Below are 23,751 nucleotides of genomic sequence, written 5' to 3'. Positions count from 1 at the left end.
CTTTCGAATTCCACTTAAAAGTGGAAGGTGGCAGGCGCCAGAATTGAAAATGCGTGAAGGCGAGAAAGTCGCCGGCCTGCTTAACGTGCGTCTCTATAGAAGCAATCCTGGGTGTGAGTCAGTAGGACAGCCATGTTACTGAGTCCAGAAAATACTATGAATCTCATCATTCCGGGCTTGACCCGGAATCCAGCCAAACCAATAGTGGCGTGCTTTGAACATCACTGGATAACGGCTTCCGCCGATATGACGTTTGTACTGTTTGCTCGCCGACTCAATGGTTGAAAGTTGATCTGTCAAAAAATTGCGCCACCTCCTCCCGCACCTTCCATCCCATAGTTTCTCTCGGATGAAAGAGTTTGTTTGTGTTAGTACACGGTTGAGGGGTGTATGAGCATGATTGCAAACCAAATTTAGCGGGACTAGATGCGTATTCCCAGATTAAAACGATGCAAGGTCGTCGAAAATGCCAGTGTGCGAGTAATGAAGATCAGTCAAATCAACTTTAATGAACGTGCAAGAGCGATTCTTGAGTTGCCCTTGATTTATTTTATTTCCTTTAGTGCCTTGTCCACGATGAGCCTAATGGTGGGGCTAAAGTTTTCCGCAAAGTTTTCCACCATATCGTCATGGGTAGTTGTTTTATTGCTTGTTGCTGGTATTCCATTATGGAACCGTCTAAAGGATATATTCAAAACCGGCAAAGGCAGCGGCGATGGGCTTTTCGTAACTCTTGTCTTGCTGGTCTCGTTGGCAGGAGCGCTTCTGGCTTCATCCATAAACCGACCAGATATTGACGACTCCATCTATGTGCCCAAGGCGGTTTTCTATATGGAAAACCCTGATTCCGAGTTAAATAGGTCGATGAATTGGGTAGCCGGACTGCCGAAGAACACATCATCAGGAATTTTTCAGTATTACGAAATAACGCAAGCGGCTTTAGCCTACAAGCTAAATATTCACTTTCTCGACCTATATCACGTTATGTTCCCGGCAATCGTCGGGTTTTTAATGTGTATATCAATGTTTCTGGTTGTTTCCTTATTTGATCAGAGGCGATGGCCTCCTCTGCTTGGCGTGGTTTTTTTGCTTCTGGTTATTTTATCCCTCGGTGAAACCCATCGGACATTCGGAAATATAAGTATCGCTAGAGGGTTTCACGCAAAATATATGTTCATGGCGGTGGGTGTTCCTGCATGGGTGTATTTTTCCTTGCAGTTCCTGACTTTAAGGCAGAGAAAAACAGGGGTTATATTAACGGCACTCGGGATTGCCATGGCAGGGGCCAGTACCACTGCCATGGTTTTTTTACCGTTTCTTTCTGCTCTAGTTGCAACGTCATATATTTTTAACGAGCGCCTGGGGGTTTTTCAAAAAGATACACTTTTCTTAGTGGGGAGGTATTTTTTCTGCCTGCTGCCAGTAGTACTGCTTGCATTGAATTTCCGCTCTTACGCCGAAACCAACCTCGGTGCTGGATCTTTCATAAACTCGGGTTTTCCGGCTTCTTTCCAGGATCAACTTCGCTTGCTAATCAACTCCGATTATCCGTTGACCCCATTTCTGTTTATTTCCTCGCTCGCAATTCTGCTCTTTTTTTCGGCTTACCGACGCTTCTTTTTGTGCTGGGTGGCTTTGGGATTCATTTTTTTCTTAAACCCCGTTGTCTCGGGATTTATAATTAAAAATTTCACCTCAGAAAATATTTATTGGAGATTGTTCTACCTTCTGCCATTTCCGATAATCATAGCTATAGCCTATCTGTCTCTTCTCAAAAACAGCATTGCCTTAAAAGCGGTCTCGTTCCTTACCGCAGGAGTTGCTTTCTATTCCGCGTTTTGGGGACCTACATCGGTGATTCGCGCCGAAAATAAGGCCATCCTCGCTTCTCCTGCCTATAAGATCCATGAACCTGAGCTTTCAGTGGTAAAAGAAATTATTGCAACTTTCCCAAGAGGGAGCATGCTTGCTCCGCTTGAGATTTCAAGCAATATAGTTCTTTTGTCATCGAAATACCCTCAATTTCATATGAGAGAAGATCATCTCGGGTTTTTCCTGGTAAGTAATGGACAACAGGACGACTTCGCCAATAGATCGAAATTATTTCGCTATTTATATCAACACAACCCGAATCAAGACAAAAAGGAGGGAAAAGAGGTTTTAGTAAAACTGATCTCTTCAAGGGAAAGTCCAGAGCTAGTGGTTACATATGATAATTTCTCAAATAAAGAGGAAATCGAAAATGCATTGCTCCATCATGGGTATGCAAGAGCAATGAAGACCTACCATAATTACGTCGTTTTTCAACGGATAGGCCCATCGGTCACGAACGATATCCGAGAATGATCGAGTGCCAATCAGGCACTCGGGGAAGAGTGCCGTAGGGTATTTCATCCTCATTCGCTCGTCTGCCCTCGGCACCTGATTTTCCAAACAAGGCGCGAAAACGTCGCTTCCCCCAGGCGATTGATGGTCGGAACCGATTCTTCCGAAATTAGTGAATAGGGGGAATGGCATACCTTTTGCGCCTCGGTATCCATCCACTCCGCAAGTCGCTCTTTTGATGCCTGGCTGCCATCATATAAATTTGTGATGGTATAAACGCCTGGACTGTCACCGTTTCCGCCGGGTTTGGGTGCGATTGTCGAGCCGCAGCCGGCAAGAAGAACGATGAGCGCCAGAACGTCTTTCACCCGAGGCCGCCATCAGGGAATCAAAAGAACCTCGGCCACGTTTCCTGTCATGTTCTGACGGAAACGCTATACGCTCCCGTACCAGTCGGGCTGTAATGCCTGACCTGAACATAATAGACACCGGCCCCCAGGTTTCGCACGATCCGCGAATTGGTTCCCGGACCGCTATCGTCATCCTGGGCAATGACGGTGGTCTGACTGTCGGGGCCGAATAACGTGAGGAAGCAATCAGTACTACCCGCGGTTTCCATGGTATGCGATCCAGGCGTCCCGACAGTAAAGGTGTACAGGTCCCTCTCATTGACGGAGAGCGTGCCCTGCACTGCCGGGCCGTTTATCTGAATGGTCTGAATACCCGGCTGCGGCCCTCCTGACCCTCGCACTGAAATACGGTAGCTTCCAGTGGATGAGCCGCTATAGTGTCTTATGCGGACATAATATGTTCCCGGCACCAGGTCTCGTGCAATGCGCGAATTTTGGCCGGCACCGCTGTCGTCATCCTCGGCAATGAGTGCGTTGGCATCATTCGGACCATACAGGGCTGCCACCACATCGGTGGAACCCTCGGTTTCGATGACATAACTCCCCTGGCTTGAGGCAACGAAGCTGTATGCGTCCACTTCTCCCGTCTGGCCTATGGAAGCGGCAAACGGAGCCGCATCTACGGTCAGCGGTACGACCTGCGGAGGTTCCTCTTCCTCGTCATCGTAGGTGTAGCCAAGCGCATGGTGATCGAGAACATCTCGGGGTGTAGGCGGCGAAGCTTCGTTGTTCCATGGCGGCATCGGGTCATCCAGTCCATGGCCGTTCACCACGCCCGCCGTGCCGCTCGGTGGACGATAATTCTGCCCCGGATTTTCCCGCTGCCATACTGCCCACAACCGATCGATATTGCAATGATGCAGCCAGAACACCGGATCGTTGGGGGATGACATCGCCATCATCGAGCCGCCTACCCACATATGGCCGGGATTGTGGATAATCCCCTCGAGATGGTTTCGAAAACTCGTGTTCATGCTGCTGTTACGATTCCAGGGCGCTGAATCATAAGGCACGATATTGATGGCGGTATTCACTCCCTGCTGGGTGGGTAGCGCCCCCATGGCGCCGAAGGCACGGGTGAGGAAATTATCCGTGTCACCGGGATCCAGGACAGTAAGCGTCCACTCTCCTGTAGAAAAGGCGAACGGACCCGTCATCACACGTCCGCCAGGGCCCGTTCCATTTCCACCCATGAAATTCGCATTCCAGATGGAGGCGTTCGTCGTGCTGTCAACTGTCCAGTCCCAATACGGGATGGAAACACTGGGATCGATCTGCTGAAGGGCACGCTCGAACCGGCGGAGATACTCCCTGTGCCAGGGCAGAAAAGCGGGGCCGCCGTGTGCTGGATCGTTCACACCGGCAAGAAAGGCGGTACGGTGCTGGGCCACGAATACATCATAGGCGCCATTTGCCTTGAGCGCTTTTACCGCCGCAATGAAGGCCGCCTTCTCCGCAGCTGTCAATGTGGATTGATTCTTTCGGGTTCCCATTTTTATCTCCCCGCCTCACGATAATCGATAATTTTCCGCGCCAGCTCCATAGGTGAAGGTTGCGGATCGAAAGCGAAACCGGATGCGATATACGAGCCGGACGAATTCTTTATAACGAAAACGTTCTTTCCATCAATCCTCACCTCTACTGCCTCTCCACCTGCCCTTTCCGCCCTCGCGTCCAATCCCGCGGCGCCTTCTGCCGGTGCGTCTTCCCCTGTTCGAACAACAATCTCCCGACCTTTATAAGTTTCACGCTGCTCCGCCATTTTTTCCCCCGCACAGGTATTGTTCCAAGCTAAAAGCTGGCCGCTCGATGAGCTGGCGTTTTCAATATAGGTGATTTCATCAGAAATGCCAGAAGAGCCAGACGCAGACGCGGACGCGGACGCGGCCAACACGTAAAACATGAACGTCAACAAGCCAGATGCAGAATGTCGCATGAATTATGTCTTTAGCATGGAGATTTTCCAACTGCCGTCAGACGGAGCCTGATCTACACCACACCTGTTTGGTCTGCGCTGATGCGAATCAAATGCGCTTCCCGATGACCTGAAAGCGTACCGACAGTAGTAGGCCGGGCTCCGCCTGGTAAATCCTCTTATCGCCACAAAAAGCTTGACCTGCTATTGAATTCCGGCGTTGCGTGGACGCGAATCAAATGCGCTTCCTGGGTAACCTGGAAGCGCACCGGCAGAAACTGTTCCAGCAGCCAAATGGTCGTTGCGGCGTGGGAGGAGAGTTCTCTCGTGAGAAAGCAGGACGCGCCACTCGCCAGCGCGAGGTAGATCAATACCTGGTCTGCCGCATGAATATCCAGCGTTGCGCCGGACAGGATTTCCTCGCGCAAACGCTTTCCCGCCTCAGCACCGAGCCGTTCGGCTCGCACGCCTCTTTCTGCCACGGCAGACGCCCCCAGACGGCTATGCTCCTTGTGCGCGGTCAGAAGCACTGCTCCGCCCTCGCCTACTGCTTCGTCCTTTCCGAATACCTCCAGGCCAACGGCTGGCGTGGGAAAGGTCGAAAGTTCTGCCAGTGCCGCATTAGCCATGCGGTGGACGATGTGCCTGGGCAGGTTTGAAATGTGTGCAAAACCGGTTATACCCTCCAGCCCTTCCGAGGTGTTCAGGATCAGCGGACGCAGAGGCAGGCAAGGCTCTACGTCCACGACTACCTTTCCTCCGCCGCGGGGATAATACCCCCGCAGCAGCACTTCGACCTTCGCCCTGGCGCCCATACTATAAACCAGCGGCAGCAATACGTAGCGGAAGTAATCCAGAGGCGGCGCAGCGCGAACATCGGTGCCACCGGAAATACTCATCCGCAGCTTTTCTCCGCATGCCATGGCAGCCGGAAGCGCTGCCTGAAGCACCAGGGTAACGCTGCCTGCCGTTCCCACGGGAAAGTCGTATTCACCCCCGCGCAAGGGGCCGGGGCGAAAAATGATTTCCTGCGATTTGACTTCCACCCCTTCCGTCTGCGCACTGCAAAGCGCTGCCACCGCCTTTACGGCGGTGAGGTGTTGAGGCGCAAGACCGGGATTGGAACGTTTTGCGCGAATGTTGTACACATGAACCGATAGTCCCGTTATCGCCGCAAGCACGACCGATGTGCGGAGCAACTGGCCACCGCCTTCTCCATAGGAACCATCGATCTCCCGCATTTCGACCTCTTTGGTTGATACGGCCAGGAACAATAGGTTTTTCGACCTACAATTCAATGTAGCATCAAAAATCGCATGACCGGAATGGACGCAATTCTTTCTGGAAGCTGACGCGGCTGGCTATCTGCCTGAAAAGGAAGCTTCATGACCCCCATACAAGACCTGCTCAGCCAGATTCGCTGGGATGAGTCATTCGGAAAAGGTAATTTCGTGATCGGATACTACGATCGCAAGAGTGGGGAAATCATACAGGTTCCACTACAGCAGATGCAGCTCACACCAAATGATCATTTCTTTTTCCGCTTTACCGATCAGGAGGGACGTACTCGCGAGGTCCCCCTTCACCGTATCCGGGAAGTGTACAGGAACGGCGAGTTGATCTGGCATAGACGAACGGTCAACGATGAGGAGAACAACGGCTCTTGATGAAACCATCCCCTTTGCCTTGAGCCCTTTCGTCTTCGTTCGCTCTGAGCTTGTCGGAGGGCAAACGGGCTCAGGACAAGTGCTGTCAAGGGCACTGTTCCGCGGGGTATCGGATTTGTTGTGAAGCGTTTAAGGAACATAATCGCTTCATTATCATTATACGGAGCGAATGAAGCATGGAAGCGCTTCAAACCGGACCTCAAGAGTGAATTTGGCAGCAACCCGACTGGCCACAGTTCCGCTGAGACCAGGGAGCACTGACTTCAGTGCTGGCTCGTGCAAGGCTAGCGCAGGGAAAGGTACTCGGTTCAACACAATTGCTTGATGCTGACCGACACTGGAAGCGGTTGCCACCATCCTGGTGGAAAATGGCGTCACCACCAGCGCAATCGAAGGCGATCGCCTGGATGTGGGTGCAGTTCGCTCGTCGGTTGTCCGACACCTCGGTTTGCCAACCGCTGGTTTGCCCACTCCACCTCGCGCGGTGGATAGGGTGATCGAAGTTCTGCTGAATGCGACGCGTGACTTCACCTCACCATTGACGAAAGAGCGCCTGTTCGGCTGGCAGGCCTCCCTCTTCCCAACCGGTTACTCCGGATTGCATAGGATCAGGACCGGTACATTGCGAGGGGATGAGCCGATGCAGGTCATCTCGAGCCCGATGGGCCGGGAGCGTATCCATTTTACCGCGCCGCCGCGCGAGGGACTGGAGCAGGAACTGGATCAGTTTCTGGCTTGGTTCAACGAAGGTTTTGCCAACCCTCCACCCGACGTAGACGGATTGGTCCGTGCTGGCCTTGCACATCTGTGGTTCATCACGCTGCATCCTTTTGAAGACGGAAACGGCCGGCTGGCACGCGCCATTACGGATATGGCTTTGGCACAGGACGAGCGTCAGCCGATGCGTTTTTTCAGTCCGTCGGCGCAAATCCTGCGTCAGCGAGACAGCTATTACGACGTTCTCGAACACACGCAACGCGGAAGCATTGATGTAACCCCCTGGCTGACCTGGTTCCTGACCCAAGTCGAAGCCTCGGCCATGGCCGCAGAAAAAACGGTTGCCAATACACTTGCAAAAGCCAAATTCTGGCTGCGGCATCAAAACACAAACCTCAACGAGCGCCAGCGCAAGGTGCTAAACCGGCTGCTTGATGTCGGGAGAAACGGCTTCGAGGGTGGCGTCAACACCCGCAAACACATGAGCCTGACCAGGACCAGCCGCGCCACGGCTTATCCGGAACTTTCCGAATTGGTCGAGAAGGGCTGCCTCGTTCCGACGGACAAAGGCGGAAGGAGTAGCGGTTATGAAGTTGTTTGGTGAGAGTTGTATTCTGATTTATTACCCACTCCTCCAAGTCATCAAAGCTGAAGGTGCTCCTGCTGGCGGTCTGATCTGGAACGCATCGCAGAACGTTTCATTTGATAATAGAAGAGTTACGGCGTTCCCTCAGGTCCTATCCAACTATAATACGCGACCATGGCGAAAGTTGAAGCTGAGCTACCAGACGACCGTAAATAGATAACAGGCACGTATCAGTCTATTAAGTAAAAATGACTCCCATATGAAGCAGCAAGTGGAAACTCGCTTTGTCGAACTGATGACAGAGCTTTTTCAAATGGATGAAGCGGCGGCACTTGACTTCGGTATCTACCGCATCATTCGTCGGCACAACCGTGAGGTTACCGGTTTCCTTGGTGAGATCGTCACTGACAGGGAGGCAAAGACACTCAAGGGCGGAAGGCGGCAGAGCTGCTCGACGCCGCTTTTGAAGTTAGCGAGCACGAAACCCAGGCCGAAGACAAATTCCGCCTCAAGGAATTGGAAAAGGACTTGAGCTTGAAACCCGGCATGACGCAGGAGCAACGCGAGGATGCTCTCGCCCAAGCTGAGAAATTTGACGCACTCAAGAGCCGGGTTGCGGAATACCGCAGCCGAATCGAAAATCTGACTGGCCAGCAGACCGTGCAGCAGGATCGCGCCGAGGTGCTCAACCGCCTCTACCAGTTTTTCTCCAGGCATTACCAGGACGGCGATTTTATCGTGGAGCGGCGCTACGGCAAAGATGGCGCGCGCTATGTCAAATCCACCGGCGACGACACCGAGTTCCGCTGGGCCACGGAGGATATGTACTACATCAAGTCGGGCGATATCTTCACCGACTTTCCGGTACGTTTGAGCAATGGTCAACGCATTGTCTTTACTGTCGAGCCAGAAAGCCTGCAACTCACTCGCGCGACATTGAAGCCGAATGACAAGGCGCATTACCTGCTCCATGCGGTAAGCAAGGACGGCGATGTTATCGAGGTTCACCTCAAGTACCTGAAGGGTTCGCAGACGGAAAGACAGAAGGATGAAATCGTCGCCTCGGTGGAGCATGAAAGCCGTGGTAATCCGGGGGACATTCGCCGATGGCTTAATCGCTTCATTGCGCGCAACCAGAGTGACTTTTTCATCCACAAACGATTGAAAGAAGCGCTGACCGAGGACCTCGACATCTTCATCAAGACCGAAGTGCTGGATGTCGATCAGTTGCTGGGTGGAGCCATCAACCAAACTGACCCACAGTGGGATTTGCCGAAGCGCGCCTTGAAGGTGGCCCGAATCGTGCGGGAAGCAGGCAAGCACATTATCGACTTCCTGGCCGCGCTGGAAGATTTTCAGAAAGCGCTATGGGAGAAGAAAAAGCTCGTGTTCGAAACCCGCTATGTCATCACGCTCGACAGACTGGAACGCTACTGTCCTGAATGGCTCGCGCGGAACATCGATACCATCGTCAAAAAGCAGCGACAGGAATGGAAGGAACTCGGGCTGGGCGAGTATGCCAATGCCGCCGCTTGTATCCGCAAAACCGAAGGTGATCTCGCCTCGGCACCTACCGAGCATTATCTGGCGCTTCCCGTGGACACGAGAAATTTCGATGTTGATTTCAAATGGTCAATGCTGGAAGCCGTTACCGGAGCAGTCCCGCTGGACGATGCACTAGATGGCATCACCGTTCAGTCAGACAACTGGCAGGCGCTTAATACTTTGCAAGAGAAGTTTAGGGAACGCGTTCAGTCGCTTTATGCAGATCCCCCATATAACACTGATGCAGGTCCAATCAGCTACAAGAATGGGTACAGAAAGGCTTCATGGGCAACATTCATTCAAAACAGGCTCGCAATTATGCGGAAGTATTTTCAAGAAGATGGGATTGCCTGCATAACAATTGATGATTTCCAGAAGAATGAGCTTCTCGAGATTATTTCGAATGAATTTGGCTCCGAAAATATCTTAGGGACTGTTGTAATCAAAAACAGCCCATCGGGACGCCCATCCGTGAAGGGATTCCGCGTCAGTCACGAATATGCCATCTTCTCAGGAATCTCGCCTCGATCTGATATTGGTTTATTGGAGCGATCAAAAGCTCAAGCGGCTCATTTTGGCAACTCAGATGAGGATGGGGTATTCGCTTGGGAAAACTTTAGAAAACGTGGCGGTGCTACTACGCATCGTTCAGCTCGTCCGAAGCAGTACTACCCGATTTATGTCGACAACGACAAGATCAGAATTCCAAAGCTAGAATGGCAGAAGGACAAAAAGGAGTGGAGGATTCTGGATCGACCTTCCATAAACGAGGTCGTGTTACTACCTATAAATGATGACGGAACAGAAAGGGTTTGGAGTTGGGGACACCTTACGGCAATACGAAACATGAAGGACCTTGAAGTCCGTCGTAATTCGGAAAACGTAGTTTCGATCTTCAGAAAAGTACGCCCTCAGAATGAAGGTTCGCTTCCATCGACGGTATGGATGAAAGCTGAGCACTCAGCTGTAGAGTACGGTAGTGTTCTGTTGAAAAATATGTTCAATAAGCGCGAATTCTCGTTCCCGAAGTCTGTCCACGCCGTCGAAGATTGTCTGGTAGTAGCAGGTGCGCACGAAAATGCGCTGGTACTCGATATTTTCGGAGGATCGGGAACTACGCCTCATGCCGTTTTGAATTTAAACTTTAGCGATGAAGGTTCGCGGAAATTCCTTATTTTTGAAACGAATGAATACATTTATTCCTTTACCATTCCACGGATTGTAAAAGTCGCTACTGCTTCAACTTGGTCCGGTGGAAAGGCGACGAATATAGACGGAGCCGGCCTGTTTATGAAAGTTCAAGCATTTGAACAATATGACGACACGCTCGAAAGTCTGGATGCCGAAATCAACGAAGGGGACTCCAACGAACTCCCATTCCATGACCCAGCCTTTGCTTTGTGCTACCGCCTGGACAAGACTTCACGCAACATATATAGCAGGATGGATTGCTTTACCTCCCCTTTCGGTTATCAACTCAAGCGTGCCTCTGGCACAGGCGAAGCAACAGAGTGCGAAGTTGATCTGGTGGAAAGCCTGCCTTACCTGCTGGGCATGGATGTCCACCGCCTCTATCGGGAAACCCAGGGCGTCGTCATGCTGGGGCTCAACCGGCGGGGCCAGTCGGTTTCGATATTCTTCCGTGACTGTGCTGTGAAGGGTTCGGCAGAATGGGTGGCTGAAAAGCTTGCACTGCATCCAGCCGACGGTGTGTATACCAATGACCCAGCTGCACTCAGCTTCGAGGGGTGCGACAGACTGGAAGCAATCGAGTCGGTGTTCGCATTACAGTTCAGGCGACAGTAATGGTAGCGGCAAAGCGTTCCGGCCACGCCAGGCTAAAAGCTGCGCTTGTCCTGCGTGATGCGCTGATGGTGGAGCTAGGGGTTCAGCTTCCGGCGGCAATGGCGCAGTTGCGCACCGTCGAAGATAATATCGGCGCGGGGCATGGCCTGGCCGACGGCAAATATCTGGAGGCACTGGGCTCGGTCTGCCAGGGTGATGCTGCGCATTTGTCGGCATTGGATGCTGAAGTGCGGCAAGCATGTGGCCGGGCACAGTTTTCTCCCCGTTATGCCCAGTATATTGCGCTGGTGCTGTTCGCCCACTGGTTGCACGCTCAACAGGATGACGCGGCTGCCTTTCTCGCCCGCCTGAACAGCTTTCTTTCAACGCACAAGCCCAAGGGTGAGTCGGTGTCGGAATTTAGCGAAACTGATCTGCAACTGGCCGCCTTCTGGATGGCGACAGCGGCGGGCAAAACCCATGTGCTGCACGCTTGTCTGGCGCTGCTGGAAAAACGCCACCCATGGGATCGAGTGATTTTGATTACGCCGTCCGAGCCACTCACCCGGCAGCATGCCGCGAAATTGCGCGCGCTTTCAAGCTGGGAGGTGTTTGCCTACCCAATGGACGGCGACTCTTCGTCTATACCTCGTTTGCCGCCGGACGCGGTGATTGTACTCGACATCAACAAACTGGCAACAGAGAAAAAGGGTGACGGCGTTACTGTCCCGACTTCGGTTTTCAGCGAAGGACGCAACCTGGTCTTCGTGGATGAGGGGCACAAGGGACAGAAATCAGAAGCCAGCACGTGGAAGGCTCTGCAGGCTGATCTGGCTGGCATTGGTGATCCCCAGCGGCAGCATCAGGGCCTGCTGATCGAGTTTTCGGCCACTTTCGGCCAAGTCGCTGAGGCAGAATACGCATTTGACCGCTACGCCAAGGCCGTGATTTTCGACTACGCCTACGACCGTTTTCATCGCGATCGCTACGGCAAGGACTTCTGGCATACGCGAGTGCAGGCCAAGGGAGACGCCAGCGACGCGGCACAACATCAGACATTGACAGCGGCCCTGCTTGCCTATTGGCATCAATTGGCATGCTTTCGCTCATCCGCCGGCAAACGAATATGCGCTGATTTAGGTTTACAGGTTGCTCCCCCGCTGTGGGTATTACTCGGACTATCGGTAATAGGCGGCAGCGGGAAGGGGGATAAGGAACAGACTTCTGATGTAATCGAGGTCCTAAAATATCTTTCTGCCATACTGGCGCAACCAGCGAGACTAACCCAACGCCTGGAATCGCTGCTGGCGGCAACCACGACAGGCGCCGGGATACTGCCTGCCGAGGTGCGTCAAACCCTCACTGAAAAAGTGACAGCAGGATGGAACGTTGGGGTTCTGGCCGAGCGCATACTGTCGGATTGCTTTGGCTGGCAACACGGTGACAAACCGGTGCTGCGCCTTATCAAGTCTGCCACAGGGGAATTGGGACTGGGCCTGCTTCGCGGAGATGTGTCGCATTACTATGGCGTGGTCAACGTGGGCGATGCAACTGGCCTCAAGAAGGCACTGGAATCAGCAAAGCTGCCGGTTGAAGATGATTCGCTCTCAGGCTCGCTCTTCGCTGCCCTCAATGGGACCCCCAAGGCCTCTACCAGCCTCAATGTTTTGATTGGTTCCCGCCGGTTTGCCGAGGGCTGGGACAATTACCGCGCATCAAGCCTGACCTTGCTGCGTCTAGGTCAGGGAGAAGGTTCGCTCATCATCCAGATGTTCGGGCGCGTAGTCCGATTCATGGGTATAAATGGGGACGGCAAACGGCTGGACACGCCATCGCCGGCACTCCTCCCCTTACAAACCGCTTATGTGTTCGGCCTGAAGTCAGATTATCTCGATACCTTTTTGCAGAGCCTGATCAACAATGGCGTGCCAGAGTCAAAACGAATCGAATGCGACGTGCGCAAGCACGCACCGCCCTTGCTGCGATCGGTTCGTGCCATTGCACCCGAGGCTCGCGATTTTCAGGTCGTAGCTACTGGCAGCAGGTGGGTAGCTGGAGTGAACAAAGTAAAAATATCCCTCACCACCTCGATTGCAACGACCAAACTCAAAGAGGGCAATATCTTGGCACAGCAAGGCGTGGTGGGCGAGGATATCACGGCGGAATTCAAACGATGGGCCAGGCTGCTGGACCATGATGCCCTGTACCGGGAAATGATGGAGTGGAAGCGTACCCGGCGCTTGTGGAATTTCGCCTTCGACCGCCAAGCTATCGATAGCGCCCTTGCCAGCGATAAATTTGCTGTTATGGGGCTGCCGCGGATGCTGGACGTGCATGATGGCGTCGATCTCGCGCGTCTGAACCGTTTGGCCTCCACCGTGGTGCGCCGGTTGTTTGAAAGCACCTATAGAAAAGAGGAAAGCAAAAAAAGCCGCTATACACTGATTGCGGCGAACGAAAGCGGCATTCCCAGCGAGTACTACAAGGATTTCCTCAATGTCCAACAATAGGTCCGCGCAACCCATCCAAAGCGCTTTGTTTGGCGCTTCACCTTCCTGTCCGAATATCGACAACCTGCCATTGATTGTTGAACCACAGGGTTCTATCGAGGTGCTGGCGCCGGGAAGCCTGTATCAGCCCCTGCTGCTCTCGCCTCACACACCAGACGTTGACGCCGGGCCGGGCAAACTGGACCAGTACGAGGAAGCATTTATTCGCGATCTGATTCGGCGCCTTTACCCGGCTGGGAACCATCCAAAGAGTGACAAGACACCCCTGAGGTGGGGCGACAAGGAAATCTGGCTCAAACGTAATATCGAGAAGCGAAACGACTCGTTCCGGCTGCGCGTAGACGAATCGGACTGGTTCTACCCGGACTTCATCGTCTGGATCGTGGATCACAAGACCCGCACGCAGACATTTGGTTTTGTGGATCCAAAGGGATTGGTTCAAGGAATGGGAGAAGGCTGGGAAAATTACAAGCTTATTTCCACACTTTACATGCCACACGTGGTCGAACGCCAGCTGGCAGCGAATGGCCTGAAAGTGGAATTCGAGGGTGAGCAATGGACATTTCGATTGCGTGGCGTGCTGATATCCAACTCGCCGTTCGCGAACCTCTCGACACAAGCCAAATTCAACGTAATGGACGAGATGGGCCGTTTTGCCCCACCGACGTTGGACGATTTCAAACGTGGGCGCATCGTATTCCAGCGTGCCGATGGGACCTATATCGACGATGTGCTGCGACTGCTAATCGAGGATACGACAATTGATCATCTCCTCGCTCTGTCAGCGCACCTTTTCGAGAGCACCCCGTATTTTACTCCTTCGGGCGAGCTTGAATGTGACCTCGATTTGCGGAAGAGCGAGAAGGAACAGACCGAATCGGAATTCGTGGCAGCCTTGCTGCGCGATTATCTTAAGCCGGATGCTATTGGCATGCTGGGCACATGGGCAAGGAAGAGACGCCGGCAAGAACTGATGGATTATGCGGCGGAAGGCAGATGGGGTTTCGGGGGAAAGAAGATATCCGACATACGTGATCATCCCGCCCCATGCGGGGAATTGTGGAAACGGAAGCGGAAATGAACTCAGCTTGAATTTACTGCATTCCCTTTGCCTTCCCATCAGGATATGAAGTGGAAGAAAGAATTGAAAGAATCGGCTGTTACAGTTACCTCGATACCTTTTTGTAAAGCAACAGTAGTCCGCCCCTAACACCTTCTGATCATATCCCTTGATTTGCCCAAAATCTTCATCAGTCAGGATGTAGAGAGGCAGATCGTCGTGCCACAAATACTGTTAACCAGGTGACCTGCTATTGATTTTTGTAGCCAGTTTCAAAGTGAGTCTTTGGGTTCAAGCATTCTGGATTTGCAACCTTTGCAAGCCTGCCTGGGCTGGGTTTCGGTTGCCGAGCGCAGAATGCGGACGCTCGTTGTTATAAAACTGCCGCCACTTCTCGATCAATATTTTTGCTTCATGCCGTGTGATGAACCATTCACGGTTTAAGCATTCATCACGCAATTTGCCGTTGAAGCTTTCCACGAATCCATTCTGCCAAGGGCTGCCAGGCTTGATAAAGGCCGGCCCAATATTATTGTCTCGCAGCCACCTCATCACTGCAGTTGCAGTAAATTCAGCGCCATTGTCCGAGCGAATAAAGGCAGGCTTTCCATAGATTCGCATCAGCCGTGACAGGGTCAAGATGACGTCCTGGTTACGCAGCGATTTGCCGACTTCGATTGCAAGGCACTCACGCGTATGCTCATCCAGCACGCAAAGCAGCTTTAGCGTCTGCCCATTGGCCAGTCGGTCATGGACGAAATCATAAGTCCAGACACTGTTTGGTTTTGTTGCTCCAGGAAGGCGTATATCCGTCCCACAGCGGCGCTTCCTGGGTCTGCGCCTGGGCAAGCTTAGTCCCAGCTTACCCCACAAGCGCCACACACGCCCCATGCTCTGATCAGTCATGACAGCAATGCGCCGATACCCAAACCGAGGGTAGCGGCTTGATGCTTCAATTATCCGTGCAGCAACAGCACGATCCTTAATGGCCTGCTTGACCTCATAACTGCCAATACGACGGCTTACCCCGGCAATTCGACACGCTGACCGCTGCGATAATCCTTTGCCAGTCAGAATCTCAAGCGCCTCGCGTCTGGCTGCCGGGGTTACCATTTTTTTGTGGCAATTTCCTTCAAACCCTCGATAGCCAGCATCTGCTCAGCAACAATCTTCTTCAGCTTCGCGTTCTCCGATTCCAGATCCTTTAACCTGCGCGCATCCGATACCGTCATGCCTCCAAACTTCGAGCGCCACCGGAAAAATGTCTGCTCCGTAATGTTGTGCTTGCGGCATACATCCCGGATAACCACCCCATCCGCTTCACCTTCCCTCAATATCCCAATAATCTGCTCTTCACTGAATCGCTTCTTCATTTCGCCTCCATGCCAAAATTAACATGAAGACTCACTCAGCAGGTGGCTACAAAATTCTTAGCAGATCACAGGACTTTGGCTGGATAGCCCACGCGCCGCTTTATGTCGATGAATAAATCGCCATGTCCAAGGCCCTCTTCCGAGTAGCGGGCATAACCCGGCTCGCTTGGGGAAAACAGTTATCCGCCGTTCCATCAACTGACAGGTCCAGCACGCTAATGCTGAACACGTCTTCTGGAGCGCCGCCGGTGACGGCGCACCGCTTCAACTGCTCCATGCACAACAAGCGAAATGCTCTGAGATCAGCAGAGCGATAGGCAACAGAGCCAATATCGGGCCAGCCAAGGATTCGAGCCAGTTCCTCGTAAAACCATTCCGGGTATTGGTCTTCCGCTTTTTTTCCCAGAAATCCAATTGGCGTGAGCATAAATGGCGGCATGGTTTCATACTCATAGTCATGCCAGCCACTATCGATCAACTGAATCTCTCCCCGGATAAAGATATCTTCTGATTGCCGGAGGTCCCCTTGGGATTGCCGCACATGAGCAAACCAGTAATCGATAAAATCCTTGAGTACGGGCAACGCCTTTGCCTGATGCCAAGCACATTCCTCCGGGTATTCATCCCGAGTCGAAAAGAGAGCGTGGTCCCATGCTGGAAACGGACATTCGTTCTCCGGCCAAGGCGTCTTCACGTGCATATCGATAACGTTCCCTTATTCGCTCGGCAACTTCAATGATCCGCACCCAAAGATAGTGTTTGATGTCGACACGACGGCGTATTGAAAAAACTCGTAGACACGATCGCCATGAAACGCATCATCAATAAGTTGGGTGACAGTATCGGCATGAAGGCTTACCTGGAATGGAAGTCTTTCGCCGCGATCTCCGAACATGTTAAATCCAGTTCAATTGATAATTTGTCTTGCTCACTCTGAGTAGCAATTTCCATCGTCAATAACCGCCCCTTCATCACCCCCATATATTCCCGGCGTATTGGTCGCATAGGGATTGTTTGGACTGTCGTTGCTGTAGCGACTCCCATATTGCCCATAGGGATTGTTGATGGAATCTGCGCTGTATGAGCTCCCATACCGGCCGTAGGGATTGTTGACCGAATTTGGATCGTAGGGATTCGCACTCAGATTGCCCAGATATTTTCCTGTTTGTTGATCTCTGAGATGTGATGGGTCAGCCTGGGCTACGGGAGAAATGAATACGGCAAGTAGGGCAAGGATGATGAATTTCACGAGGTGCCTCCCTCTAGTGGCTACAGGTTCTGGTTGGTGTTGTTTTTTATTGCCACGGCTGAACTGGCGCCTCCTGACATTGATTACTTATTGTCGCTCACTGCCTGTTCTCAAGCTGATCTACTTTCTTGCCACACTTCTACTGTATCAAAACAAGAGTAGAGAAGATGAAATTGAGGGAATTGAGGGAATTCGTTCCTCCTCAGAATAAGCTATGGATCAATGGCAACGGCGGCTCTTGCGTTGGCTGTAGCATTGTGATTTTGAATAAGCCGTTGGCGCATCTTACTTCTATAATGGTATTATTTGATCGATTTAGAGCAAATAATACCATTAAATGATCAGTTGTCGACTTTCTGTCATCCTCGGCGCCAAGCGCATCAAGGTCGCGGAGGTGTGCCGTGGAACCGGTATCGCTCGCGCTACATTGGATCGCTACTACTATGACCGTGTGAACAGTTTCGATCGTGCCGTATTGGAAAAACTTTGCAAGTTTTTGCAGGTGAAGCCGGGTGATTTGCTTGTGATGATCGATCAGCCGGACCTGTTTGAAACACCGGTTGCATCGGGTCTTACCGATGCTTTAGCAAAAGGAAAGAAAGCATGATAGAGCGCGAAGTGAAGCTTCTGCTTGATGCTAATGCGATAAAGCGTGTACAGGTGCATTACGCGGTGATATCGGCCGGATACATGGTCGTGATCGACGGCCAGCCCCTTGAGACCTCTAAACGCGAAACACGCGGATTCAAAACACTCGACGCCGCCGCCAAATTGCTCTTCAAAATCGGCATAGCGGATTTCTCGGTCAAACTCAGAACAGGCTGAAGTTGGATCCCACTTCCGTTCAGTCACTGATCCCGGCGTGTTTTACGTGCAGAAACGGTGCGCACCGTAGACATCCGCCCCTTCTCTCGCTACGTGGAGTTCAAAAGGGTCACCCATTGAATGCGCGCTTGAGTCCGCCGATGTCGACTTTCTTCATTTGAAGCATTGCCTCCATGACTCTCCCGGATTTTTCAGAATCGGGATCATTAATCATCTCGGATAAAATCCGGGGAACGATTTGCCAGGAAACACCATATTTGTCCTTGAGCCAACCGCACTGCTGCGCCTTTTCGTCTCCGTCTTCGGAAAGACTCTCCCAGTAGTAGTCCACTTCTTCCTGGGTTTCGCAATTGACCTGAAACGAGATGGCCTCGTTGAATTTGAAGGTCGGGCCGCCATTGAGAGCGACAAATCCCTGCCCATCGAGCTCAAATGCTACGGTCATTACCGTTCCCGCCGCTTGTCCGTGAACCTCGTGTCCGGCTTCTCCATAGTGGCTCACTTTTGTAATTCTGGAATTTTTGAAGATGCTCGCATAAAATTCCGCTGCCCCTTCGGCTTGATTATCAAACCACAAACAGGGGGTAATCCTTTGGATGCTTTGCATGCTTATCTCCTGGTTGTTATTCAGGTTGAGAGTTGGAACCGTAACAGATTCCATCCGCAAGGAAAATGCTTTTCAAACTTCTTAAAACAACCGGAACAACAAGACAGCGATGGTGTATGAAGATGACTTGCAAGGAACCTAAATAACAGGAGGATTTGTCAAATCGTTACATTTTGTTTCGCGATAAGGAGATTCATTCATGAAGCGTAAGCTTCTTACAGCAATAGCCATGCTGTTTACCATAATTGCCGTGGCTCCAGCGCATGCTGATAATGCTGTCAAACTGAGAACACTGGTCATTGCTACAGGAGAGATGGCGGAAGACCTGGGATTGGCCTATATCAAGCCTGTCCTCGATGAAATGGGCGTTCCATATGTCGTGCTGAATGCCAGGAGGCAGGATCTGACTCCCGCGTTTCTGGCTGCTTCTTCGCAGGGGGTGGCCTGCAAGGCCGAAGAGGCAGGTTGTGTCGGCAACTACAATGGAATCATCCTCACCGACGCGGACCTGGTTCCAGGCTTCATCCCGGCCGAATGGGACATACTGCACAATTACGAGAAGAATTTCAGGGTCCGGGAAGCGGTATTGTCGGGGTGGCCAGCCACATATACGGATCCGAAGGTGCCTCACGACATCTATCTGGATTATGGTCTCGCCTACTCCTCAAGCGGATACAATCATGATGCGCGGTGGACAATACCGGAGAGGTACAGCAAGGAAGTCTTTGAATACGTAAACAGGAATAATCCGCTTCCAATTACATCCCTTGCCTTTGCGACCCGTCCCCGAAACGATAGGAACCCCCTGAAGGACGGCTCCATACCCTATGTAGAGCCGCTTTTACGAACCGGACAGAACGAAGCACTGCTGTCCATTGTGCGGTACATGAAGCCTGATCAATCCGCGCCGACGCGCGAAGTGCTGATCTCGACGGTTACGAATGCGTCGTTCCTCATGCATTCGAAAGTTCTGGCTTATGAGTTCGTCAACTGGGCAACCCAGGGAGTTTTCGTCGGTGCGCGCTTCATCCATCTTGCTGCGCATGTGGATGATCTATTTTCTAGTAGCCGTACATGGAATCCTGCTCTCCATAAGGAGAACGCTGCTGCCGATACTCATCGCGTCACCGGGGCTGACATAACCAATGCCGTAAGCAAACAGGTTGCCCTCCGGGCCGCCCATCCGACGGCGGGGAATTTCAAGCTGGATTTCCCATTCAATGGGATGGGAGCGGTGGTGAATCCAAAAGCAACCTCACTTACTGCAAACTGGAAGGATGATCTGGTAGCAGCAGTAGCGGCCAACAAAATTCATTTCCGCTTCATCAACCACACCTTCACGCATGCGTCCATGGACAAGCCACCGGTTCCAGCTAATGCCCCCTGCGATTACCACACTTTCACGAATGCTGAGGCGATCCGGGCGGAAATCACTCGGAACCGGGACGTGTGGAAACTTCTGGATCTTCCAGAAAAAAACCAGAACAGCCGTGTGCTCATCAGCGGCATGCATTCCGGCCTGGAAGACCCGAAATGTACGGTTATGCAGGGACTGCATCCGGAAATGTTCGACGTCCAGGCTGACGATATAGCGTTTGATGCAGGTGGCGCCAATCCACTATTTCTTCAGGCGGCTGCCACCGCAGGTGTGGAATATCTTGCTGCCGATACGTCACAAAAGGCTCAGAACATTGAGCAGTACATCACCCAGTATGAAGATGGCAGCAAAACGGATCGACTCATGCTGCCACGCTGGCCGACCCATATTTTTTATAACGTGACAAATCCTTCCCAGCTGGAGGACGAATACAACTACCTGTACTATCAACGGTTCGTCGACACGGGGCAGAATCCATGCAGAGGTAAGGAGATGGTTTGCTCCCCCCGGAGTTACCAAGAAATTCTCGCAATCGACGCGGATATCGCGGTGCGAGAGATGTTGAGCTTTAACCGGTGGCCGCATTTTTTTCATCAGTCGAATCTTGCTCAGTATGATAAAAACGGCAGTACGCTTCAATTTGACTGGCTCGATGCAGTCTTCACTGAATATGAGCGGTTGTTCACCCTGCCGGTCAAAAATCTTCCTTACTATGAAATCGGCGACCACACTGCGGAACACCTCAACGCCAAGTCTGCAAAGATCGATGCAATATGGAATCGGACAACCAACCGGGTTACTTTATCGGCAAACAAAGCGGTGCCTCATCTCCGTGTCACCGGTCTTTCCGGTGGAGAGTTGTATGGCGGCCAGCTTATCGGAGACATCAGCGTGGATACGAAGGTTACAGCATACGTGGTCGACAGAGGGTTGACTCGATGAACGTCCGTAGTGCGCGAATGTTTCCTAAATATCCTAAACAGCCGAAGGAAATTCAGGATGTGGGCAATCTTCCCCCGATCAGAATTCTTCCCACTCTGTTGCTTGTCGCATTCTCGCTTTCCAATATCGTCGGAATCCCCCATTTAGCGAATGCAGCATCCGAAAAGGCTGGTGAGACAGCCAAAACGTCTAGGCAAATGGAAGATGAGACTCGGAAAAAGATACTGCAGGCGAACGATCTCAAGCTGAAGGCGCGCGAGCCGTTATTTCCGGAACAGGCAAAATCACTGGCAAAGGGCTACAGGGAGACTGCAAAGGTGCTCGTGGAGCGATGCGACGACCCGAAGCCGGTTCTCGATGCTGCTGCTTATTTTGAGAAACAGTCTGAGGCGTTCTGAGCGGTAGTTGGAAACGGGAATACGGCGTGTACAAAACACTCCTACTCATTCAGAGTGCCCCATGGTATTCAAAACAAAAGACCACGGCCCCGCATCATGTCAGGCTCGATTGAACCTGTCCCTCCGGATTGAGATCCTTCTGCCAGGGATAGAATCAATCGAGTCTGACCCCGGTCTAGTCGCTTGTTGACTTGCGCATGTGCATCAGGGCTTCGTCAACGTGCTTGGCGGCAATGTCAGCGTGCCCTGCTTTGGCATGCTCGATTGCCTGTTTCAGTTCCTTGATGGAGTCCGTCATATGCTTATGTTGTTCGGCGTGCTGTTTCTCCGCCGCCTGAGCATGGCCCAGACTCTCTTCCGCGTGCTTGAGCAGCACTTTTGCGTGACCGTCCTCGCCATGTGCCTTTGCCATCGCGGCATGTTCGATCGCCTGGGCAGTGTGATGATCGGCAATCACCGGGGTTGCCAGAAGAACGCCCAAAACACCGATGGCAAAACTTGCTGGTATATATCTCATGACATAACCTCCATAAAGTCTATTGAAATAAATTTCACTGACAGCAGCAGAGCCTTACAGCGCATCTATCAATACTCTGACCTGTATTATGCCGAGGCTCACCTCTGGAAGTATAGATCAGCCAACCACCTTTTTCTTCCCCGATGGTTGTTTCCGACAACTCGCCTTTAGCGACCACCTATCTTGATGTAGCAACGAAACTGAGTCATATCTAACCCGCATCTACACTCGCGCATGGAGGATCGCGAGCCTGGCAAACCCGCCCTCATACTGGCAGTGGCCTCACTCTAGGCGCTCTGCGCACCCCAAGCTTAAGGTTACGGCTTAAGGTCCCGGCTTGGCGGTCACAATCCCTTTTGCAATTGCTCATAACAGCGGTCTCGCCCACTCTGATTTCGGGAGAGGAGAGTTACCGCATTCAGTTGATCAGCGCCACCGGCGCATCACTCCATTTCACGGTGTAACAGGGCGACGTGACTTCCGCCGCATGGAGCAGTTGAAGAAAACACGGAGACGGTATTGTGCCGGTAGCATGCATTCAGCTTTTTTACTTTGTGATGTCGTTGCGGTAGACGGTGCCGCCTTTCAAGACGAAAGAGACATGCTCGAGGATGGTGACGTCGTCGAGAGGATTGCCGCGAACGGCAATGATGTCCGCATAACAGCCTTTTTCGACCGCGCCGATTTTGTCGGATTGGCCAAGGAGGTCGGCAGCGTTGATGGTCGCGGACTGAATGGCATCAATGGGCTTCATACCCCACTCGACCATCTTGCCAAATTGTTTTGCGTTGTCGCCGTGTGGGTAGATACCGGAGTCAGTCCCGAAGGCCATCCTGGCCCCAGCCTGTAATGCCTTGCGGAAATTCTCGCGCTGCAGACGACCAATCTGGCGTTCTTTATCGAGAGATTCGGGAAGGACATCATTCTTTTCACCACTTGCAAGGATGTAGTCATCATTGTAGATGTCGAAGACGAGATACGTCCGGCGCTCCTTGGCAAGGCGAATCCCTTCTTCGTCAATGAGGCTGGAGTGCTCGATGGAGTCGACCCCGGCGCGGATGGCATTCTTGATCGATTCCGTACCATGGGCATGTGCAGCGACTTTGCGCCCGAGCCTATGAGCTTCCGAGGTGATGGCCTGCATTTCTTCCAGGGTATATTGCGGGACATCCGGATGGCCGATCCTGCTCATGACTCCACCAGAGGCGCAAATTTTGATGACATCGGCACCGAATTTGATCACTTCGCGCACCTTTTGCCGCGCCGCCCATGGACCATCTGCTACACCTTCAGCTTTGAAGTTGAATTCGCTTGGGAGAAGGTTTTTGTCGCAATGTCCACCGGTTATCGTAAGCGGCGGACCGGAAACGATCATGCGTGGACCTGGAATATCACCGCTTTGACCCCGTCACGCACCGCTACATCCGTGTAGTGGGATGCGCCGACATCGCGGATAGAGGTGAACCCGGCGAGCAGCAGGAGCCGCGCATTCTTTACCCCTATTACCGTTTCGCGAGGAACCGAGATGCCGAGCGACTTGTAACCGGAGTTCTGCGGATCGAAGGTGATATGGGTGTGTACATCGATCAAACCGGGCAGGCAAGTAGCATCAAGAAGATCAATGGGCACGATGCCGAACGGTGTGGCGTCCGCGGGGCCGATGAAGGTGATGACGCCATCCTTGTCCCAGAAGATGAGTTGATTGTCGAGCAGGTGTCCGGTGCGAACGTCGAGAAACTTGCCGCAGCGAACCGCACCGGCAGTAGCTTGGGCTTTTGGAAGCATCACAACCAATATAGCCAAGACAAAAAATAAAAGTATCGGGTTGTTCGCTTTCATGCTCGTGGAACCGATTATCAATCTGCTTGTCTCCGGGCGAAAATTTGCCAAAGCTCAGCCTGAAAATGCGTTGTTAATAGAGCAGCACCATAAAAACTTTACT

General features: G+C 52.2%; 22 protein-coding genes. 10 read left to right on the top strand and 12 right to left on the bottom strand.

The features are described from left to right. Window positions 1-483: 483 nt before the first annotated feature. On the top strand, window positions 484-2,346 hold the full coding sequence (locus AC52W5_RS14150; RefSeq protein WP_495671466.1) for a hypothetical protein: 1,863 nt from the start codon (window positions 484-486) through the stop codon (window positions 2,344-2,346). 50 nt (window positions 2,347-2,396) lie between these two features. Here AC52W5_RS14150 and AC52W5_RS14145 read toward each other — a convergent pair whose 3' ends face one another. The 4 genes from AC52W5_RS14145 to rtcA all read right to left on the bottom strand — a co-directional run bounded on the left by AC52W5_RS14145 (window position 2,397) and on the right by rtcA (window position 5,891). Beyond that, window positions 2,397-2,693, bottom strand: a complete 297-nt coding sequence (locus AC52W5_RS14145) for a hypothetical protein (protein ID WP_495671465.1) — start codon at window positions 2,691-2,693, stop codon at window positions 2,397-2,399. A 47-nt stretch (window positions 2,694-2,740) separates the two neighbouring features. Continuing rightward, window positions 2,741-4,228, bottom strand: coding sequence for a tyrosinase family protein (locus AC52W5_RS14140; RefSeq protein ID WP_495671464.1), 1,488 nt, complete (start codon window positions 4,226-4,228; stop codon window positions 2,741-2,743). A gap of 2 nt (window positions 4,229-4,230) precedes the next feature. After that, window positions 4,231-4,638 carry a tyrosinase family oxidase copper chaperone gene (locus AC52W5_RS14135; RefSeq protein WP_495671492.1) on the bottom strand — a complete coding sequence of 136 codons (408 nt, stop codon included), beginning with the start codon at window positions 4,636-4,638 and terminating at the stop codon, window positions 4,231-4,233. 191 nt (window positions 4,639-4,829) lie between these two features. Further along, entirely contained in the window at window positions 4,830-5,891 is a 1,062-nt protein-coding gene (gene rtcA / locus AC52W5_RS14130; RefSeq protein WP_495671463.1) for an RNA 3'-terminal phosphate cyclase, read from the bottom strand. A gap of 144 nt (window positions 5,892-6,035) precedes the next feature. On the opposite strand from rtcA, the gene AC52W5_RS14125 reads away from it, so the two are divergent. After that, the gene (locus tag AC52W5_RS14125; protein ID WP_495671462.1) at window positions 6,036-6,317 is read left to right on the top strand and encodes a DUF504 domain-containing protein; all 282 of its coding nucleotides are present in this window, start codon (window positions 6,036-6,038) and stop codon (window positions 6,315-6,317) included. Between the two features lie 337 nt (window positions 6,318-6,654). Then, a complete protein-coding gene (locus AC52W5_RS14120) occupies window positions 6,655-7,638 on the top strand; it encodes a Fic family protein (protein ID WP_495671491.1) in 984 nt (327 codons plus the stop codon). 327 nt (window positions 7,639-7,965) lie between these two features. On the opposite strand, the gene AC52W5_RS14115 is transcribed toward AC52W5_RS14120, so the two are convergent. Beyond that, the gene (locus AC52W5_RS14115) at window positions 7,966-8,775 is read right to left on the bottom strand and encodes a hypothetical protein (RefSeq protein WP_495671461.1); all 810 of its coding nucleotides are present in this window, start codon (window positions 8,773-8,775) and stop codon (window positions 7,966-7,968) included. Between the two features lie 6 nt (window positions 8,776-8,781). Here AC52W5_RS14115 and AC52W5_RS14110 point away from each other — a divergent pair, with 6 nt between their 5' ends. Genes AC52W5_RS14110 through AC52W5_RS14100 form a run of 3 tightly spaced genes read left to right on the top strand, consistent with a single transcriptional unit; the run spans window position 8,782 to window position 14,541 of the window. Further along, on the top strand, window positions 8,782-10,971 hold the full coding sequence (locus AC52W5_RS14110; protein WP_495671460.1) for a DNA methyltransferase: 2,190 nt from the start codon (window positions 8,782-8,784) through the stop codon (window positions 10,969-10,971). Continuing rightward, window positions 10,971-13,460 (top strand): DEAD/DEAH box helicase family protein, encoded by a 2,490-nt coding sequence (locus AC52W5_RS14105; protein ID WP_495671459.1) that lies wholly within the window; start codon window positions 10,971-10,973, stop codon window positions 13,458-13,460. Before AC52W5_RS14110 ends, AC52W5_RS14105 begins: the two co-directional genes overlap by 1 nt. Then, a complete protein-coding gene (locus AC52W5_RS14100; RefSeq protein WP_495671458.1) occupies window positions 13,447-14,541 on the top strand; it encodes a hypothetical protein in 1,095 nt (364 codons plus the stop codon). The genes AC52W5_RS14105 and AC52W5_RS14100 overlap by 14 nt, the downstream gene beginning before the upstream one ends. Window positions 14,542-14,811: 270 nt before the next feature. On the opposite strand, the gene AC52W5_RS14095 is transcribed toward AC52W5_RS14100, so the two are convergent. The 3 genes from AC52W5_RS14095 to AC52W5_RS14085 all read right to left on the bottom strand — a co-directional run bounded on the left by AC52W5_RS14095 (window position 14,812) and on the right by AC52W5_RS14085 (window position 17,142). Then, a protein-coding gene (locus AC52W5_RS14095; protein WP_495671457.1) for an IS3 family transposase occupies window positions 14,812-15,893 on the bottom strand; the annotation gives its coding sequence in 2 pieces (ribosomal slippage) (window positions 14,812-15,641 and window positions 15,641-15,893; 1,083 coding nt in all). Between the two features lie 100 nt (window positions 15,894-15,993). Then, a complete protein-coding gene (locus AC52W5_RS14090; RefSeq protein WP_495671456.1) occupies window positions 15,994-16,587 on the bottom strand; it encodes a hypothetical protein in 594 nt (197 codons plus the stop codon). A gap of 234 nt (window positions 16,588-16,821) precedes the next feature. Then, window positions 16,822-17,142: a hypothetical protein gene (locus AC52W5_RS14085; protein WP_495671455.1), complete on the bottom strand. Its 321-nt coding sequence runs from the start codon at window positions 17,140-17,142 to the stop codon at window positions 16,822-16,824. 337 nt (window positions 17,143-17,479) lie between these two features. On the opposite strand from AC52W5_RS14085, the gene AC52W5_RS14080 reads away from it, so the two are divergent. Together AC52W5_RS14080 and AC52W5_RS14075 are read left to right on the top strand one after the other, a co-directional pair. Further along, window positions 17,480-17,749 carry a helix-turn-helix domain-containing protein gene (locus AC52W5_RS14080; RefSeq protein ID WP_112891833.1) on the top strand — a complete coding sequence of 90 codons (270 nt, stop codon included), beginning with the start codon at window positions 17,480-17,482 and terminating at the stop codon, window positions 17,747-17,749. Beyond that, complete coding sequence (locus tag AC52W5_RS14075) at window positions 17,746-17,967, top strand: hypothetical protein (protein WP_495671454.1); 222 nt, start codon at window positions 17,746-17,748, stop codon at window positions 17,965-17,967. The genes AC52W5_RS14080 and AC52W5_RS14075 overlap by 4 nt, the downstream gene beginning before the upstream one ends. Before the next feature lie 109 nt (window positions 17,968-18,076). Here AC52W5_RS14075 and AC52W5_RS14070 read toward each other — a convergent pair whose 3' ends face one another. Continuing rightward, window positions 18,077-18,574, bottom strand: coding sequence for a VOC family protein (locus tag AC52W5_RS14070; protein ID WP_495671453.1), 498 nt, complete (start codon window positions 18,572-18,574; stop codon window positions 18,077-18,079). A gap of 199 nt (window positions 18,575-18,773) precedes the next feature. Between AC52W5_RS14070 and AC52W5_RS14065 the strand changes: the two genes are divergently transcribed. Both AC52W5_RS14065 and AC52W5_RS14060 read left to right on the top strand, forming a co-directional pair. After that, window positions 18,774-20,894, top strand: coding sequence for an Agd3-related carbohydrate deacetylase (locus tag AC52W5_RS14065; RefSeq protein ID WP_495671452.1), 2,121 nt, complete (start codon window positions 18,774-18,776; stop codon window positions 20,892-20,894). After that, window positions 20,891-21,292: a hypothetical protein gene (locus tag AC52W5_RS14060; protein WP_495671451.1), complete on the top strand. Its 402-nt coding sequence runs from the start codon at window positions 20,891-20,893 to the stop codon at window positions 21,290-21,292. Before AC52W5_RS14065 ends, AC52W5_RS14060 begins: the two co-directional genes overlap by 4 nt. A 175-nt stretch (window positions 21,293-21,467) precedes the next feature. Here the strand turns inward: AC52W5_RS14060 and smbP are convergent, their stop codons facing one another. The 3 genes from smbP to AC52W5_RS14045 all read right to left on the bottom strand — a co-directional run bounded on the left by smbP (window position 21,468) and on the right by AC52W5_RS14045 (window position 23,648). Further along, on the bottom strand, window positions 21,468-21,809 hold the full coding sequence (gene smbP, locus AC52W5_RS14055; RefSeq protein WP_495671450.1) for a small metal-binding protein SmbP: 342 nt from the start codon (window positions 21,807-21,809) through the stop codon (window positions 21,468-21,470). A gap of 547 nt (window positions 21,810-22,356) precedes the next feature. Continuing rightward, entirely contained in the window at window positions 22,357-23,184 is an 828-nt protein-coding gene (locus tag AC52W5_RS14050; RefSeq protein ID WP_495671449.1) for a metal-dependent hydrolase family protein, read from the bottom strand. Beyond that, window positions 23,181-23,648, bottom strand: coding sequence for an amidohydrolase family protein (locus tag AC52W5_RS14045; protein ID WP_495671448.1), 468 nt, complete (start codon window positions 23,646-23,648; stop codon window positions 23,181-23,183). The genes AC52W5_RS14050 and AC52W5_RS14045 overlap by 4 nt, the downstream gene beginning before the upstream one ends. Window positions 23,649-23,751: the final 103 nt, after the last annotated feature.

Source organism: Nitrosospira sp. CT (assembly GCF_059489795.1).
The sequence above is the reverse complement of the archived record's forward strand: the minus strand, read 5'-3'. Positions and strand labels throughout refer to the sequence as shown.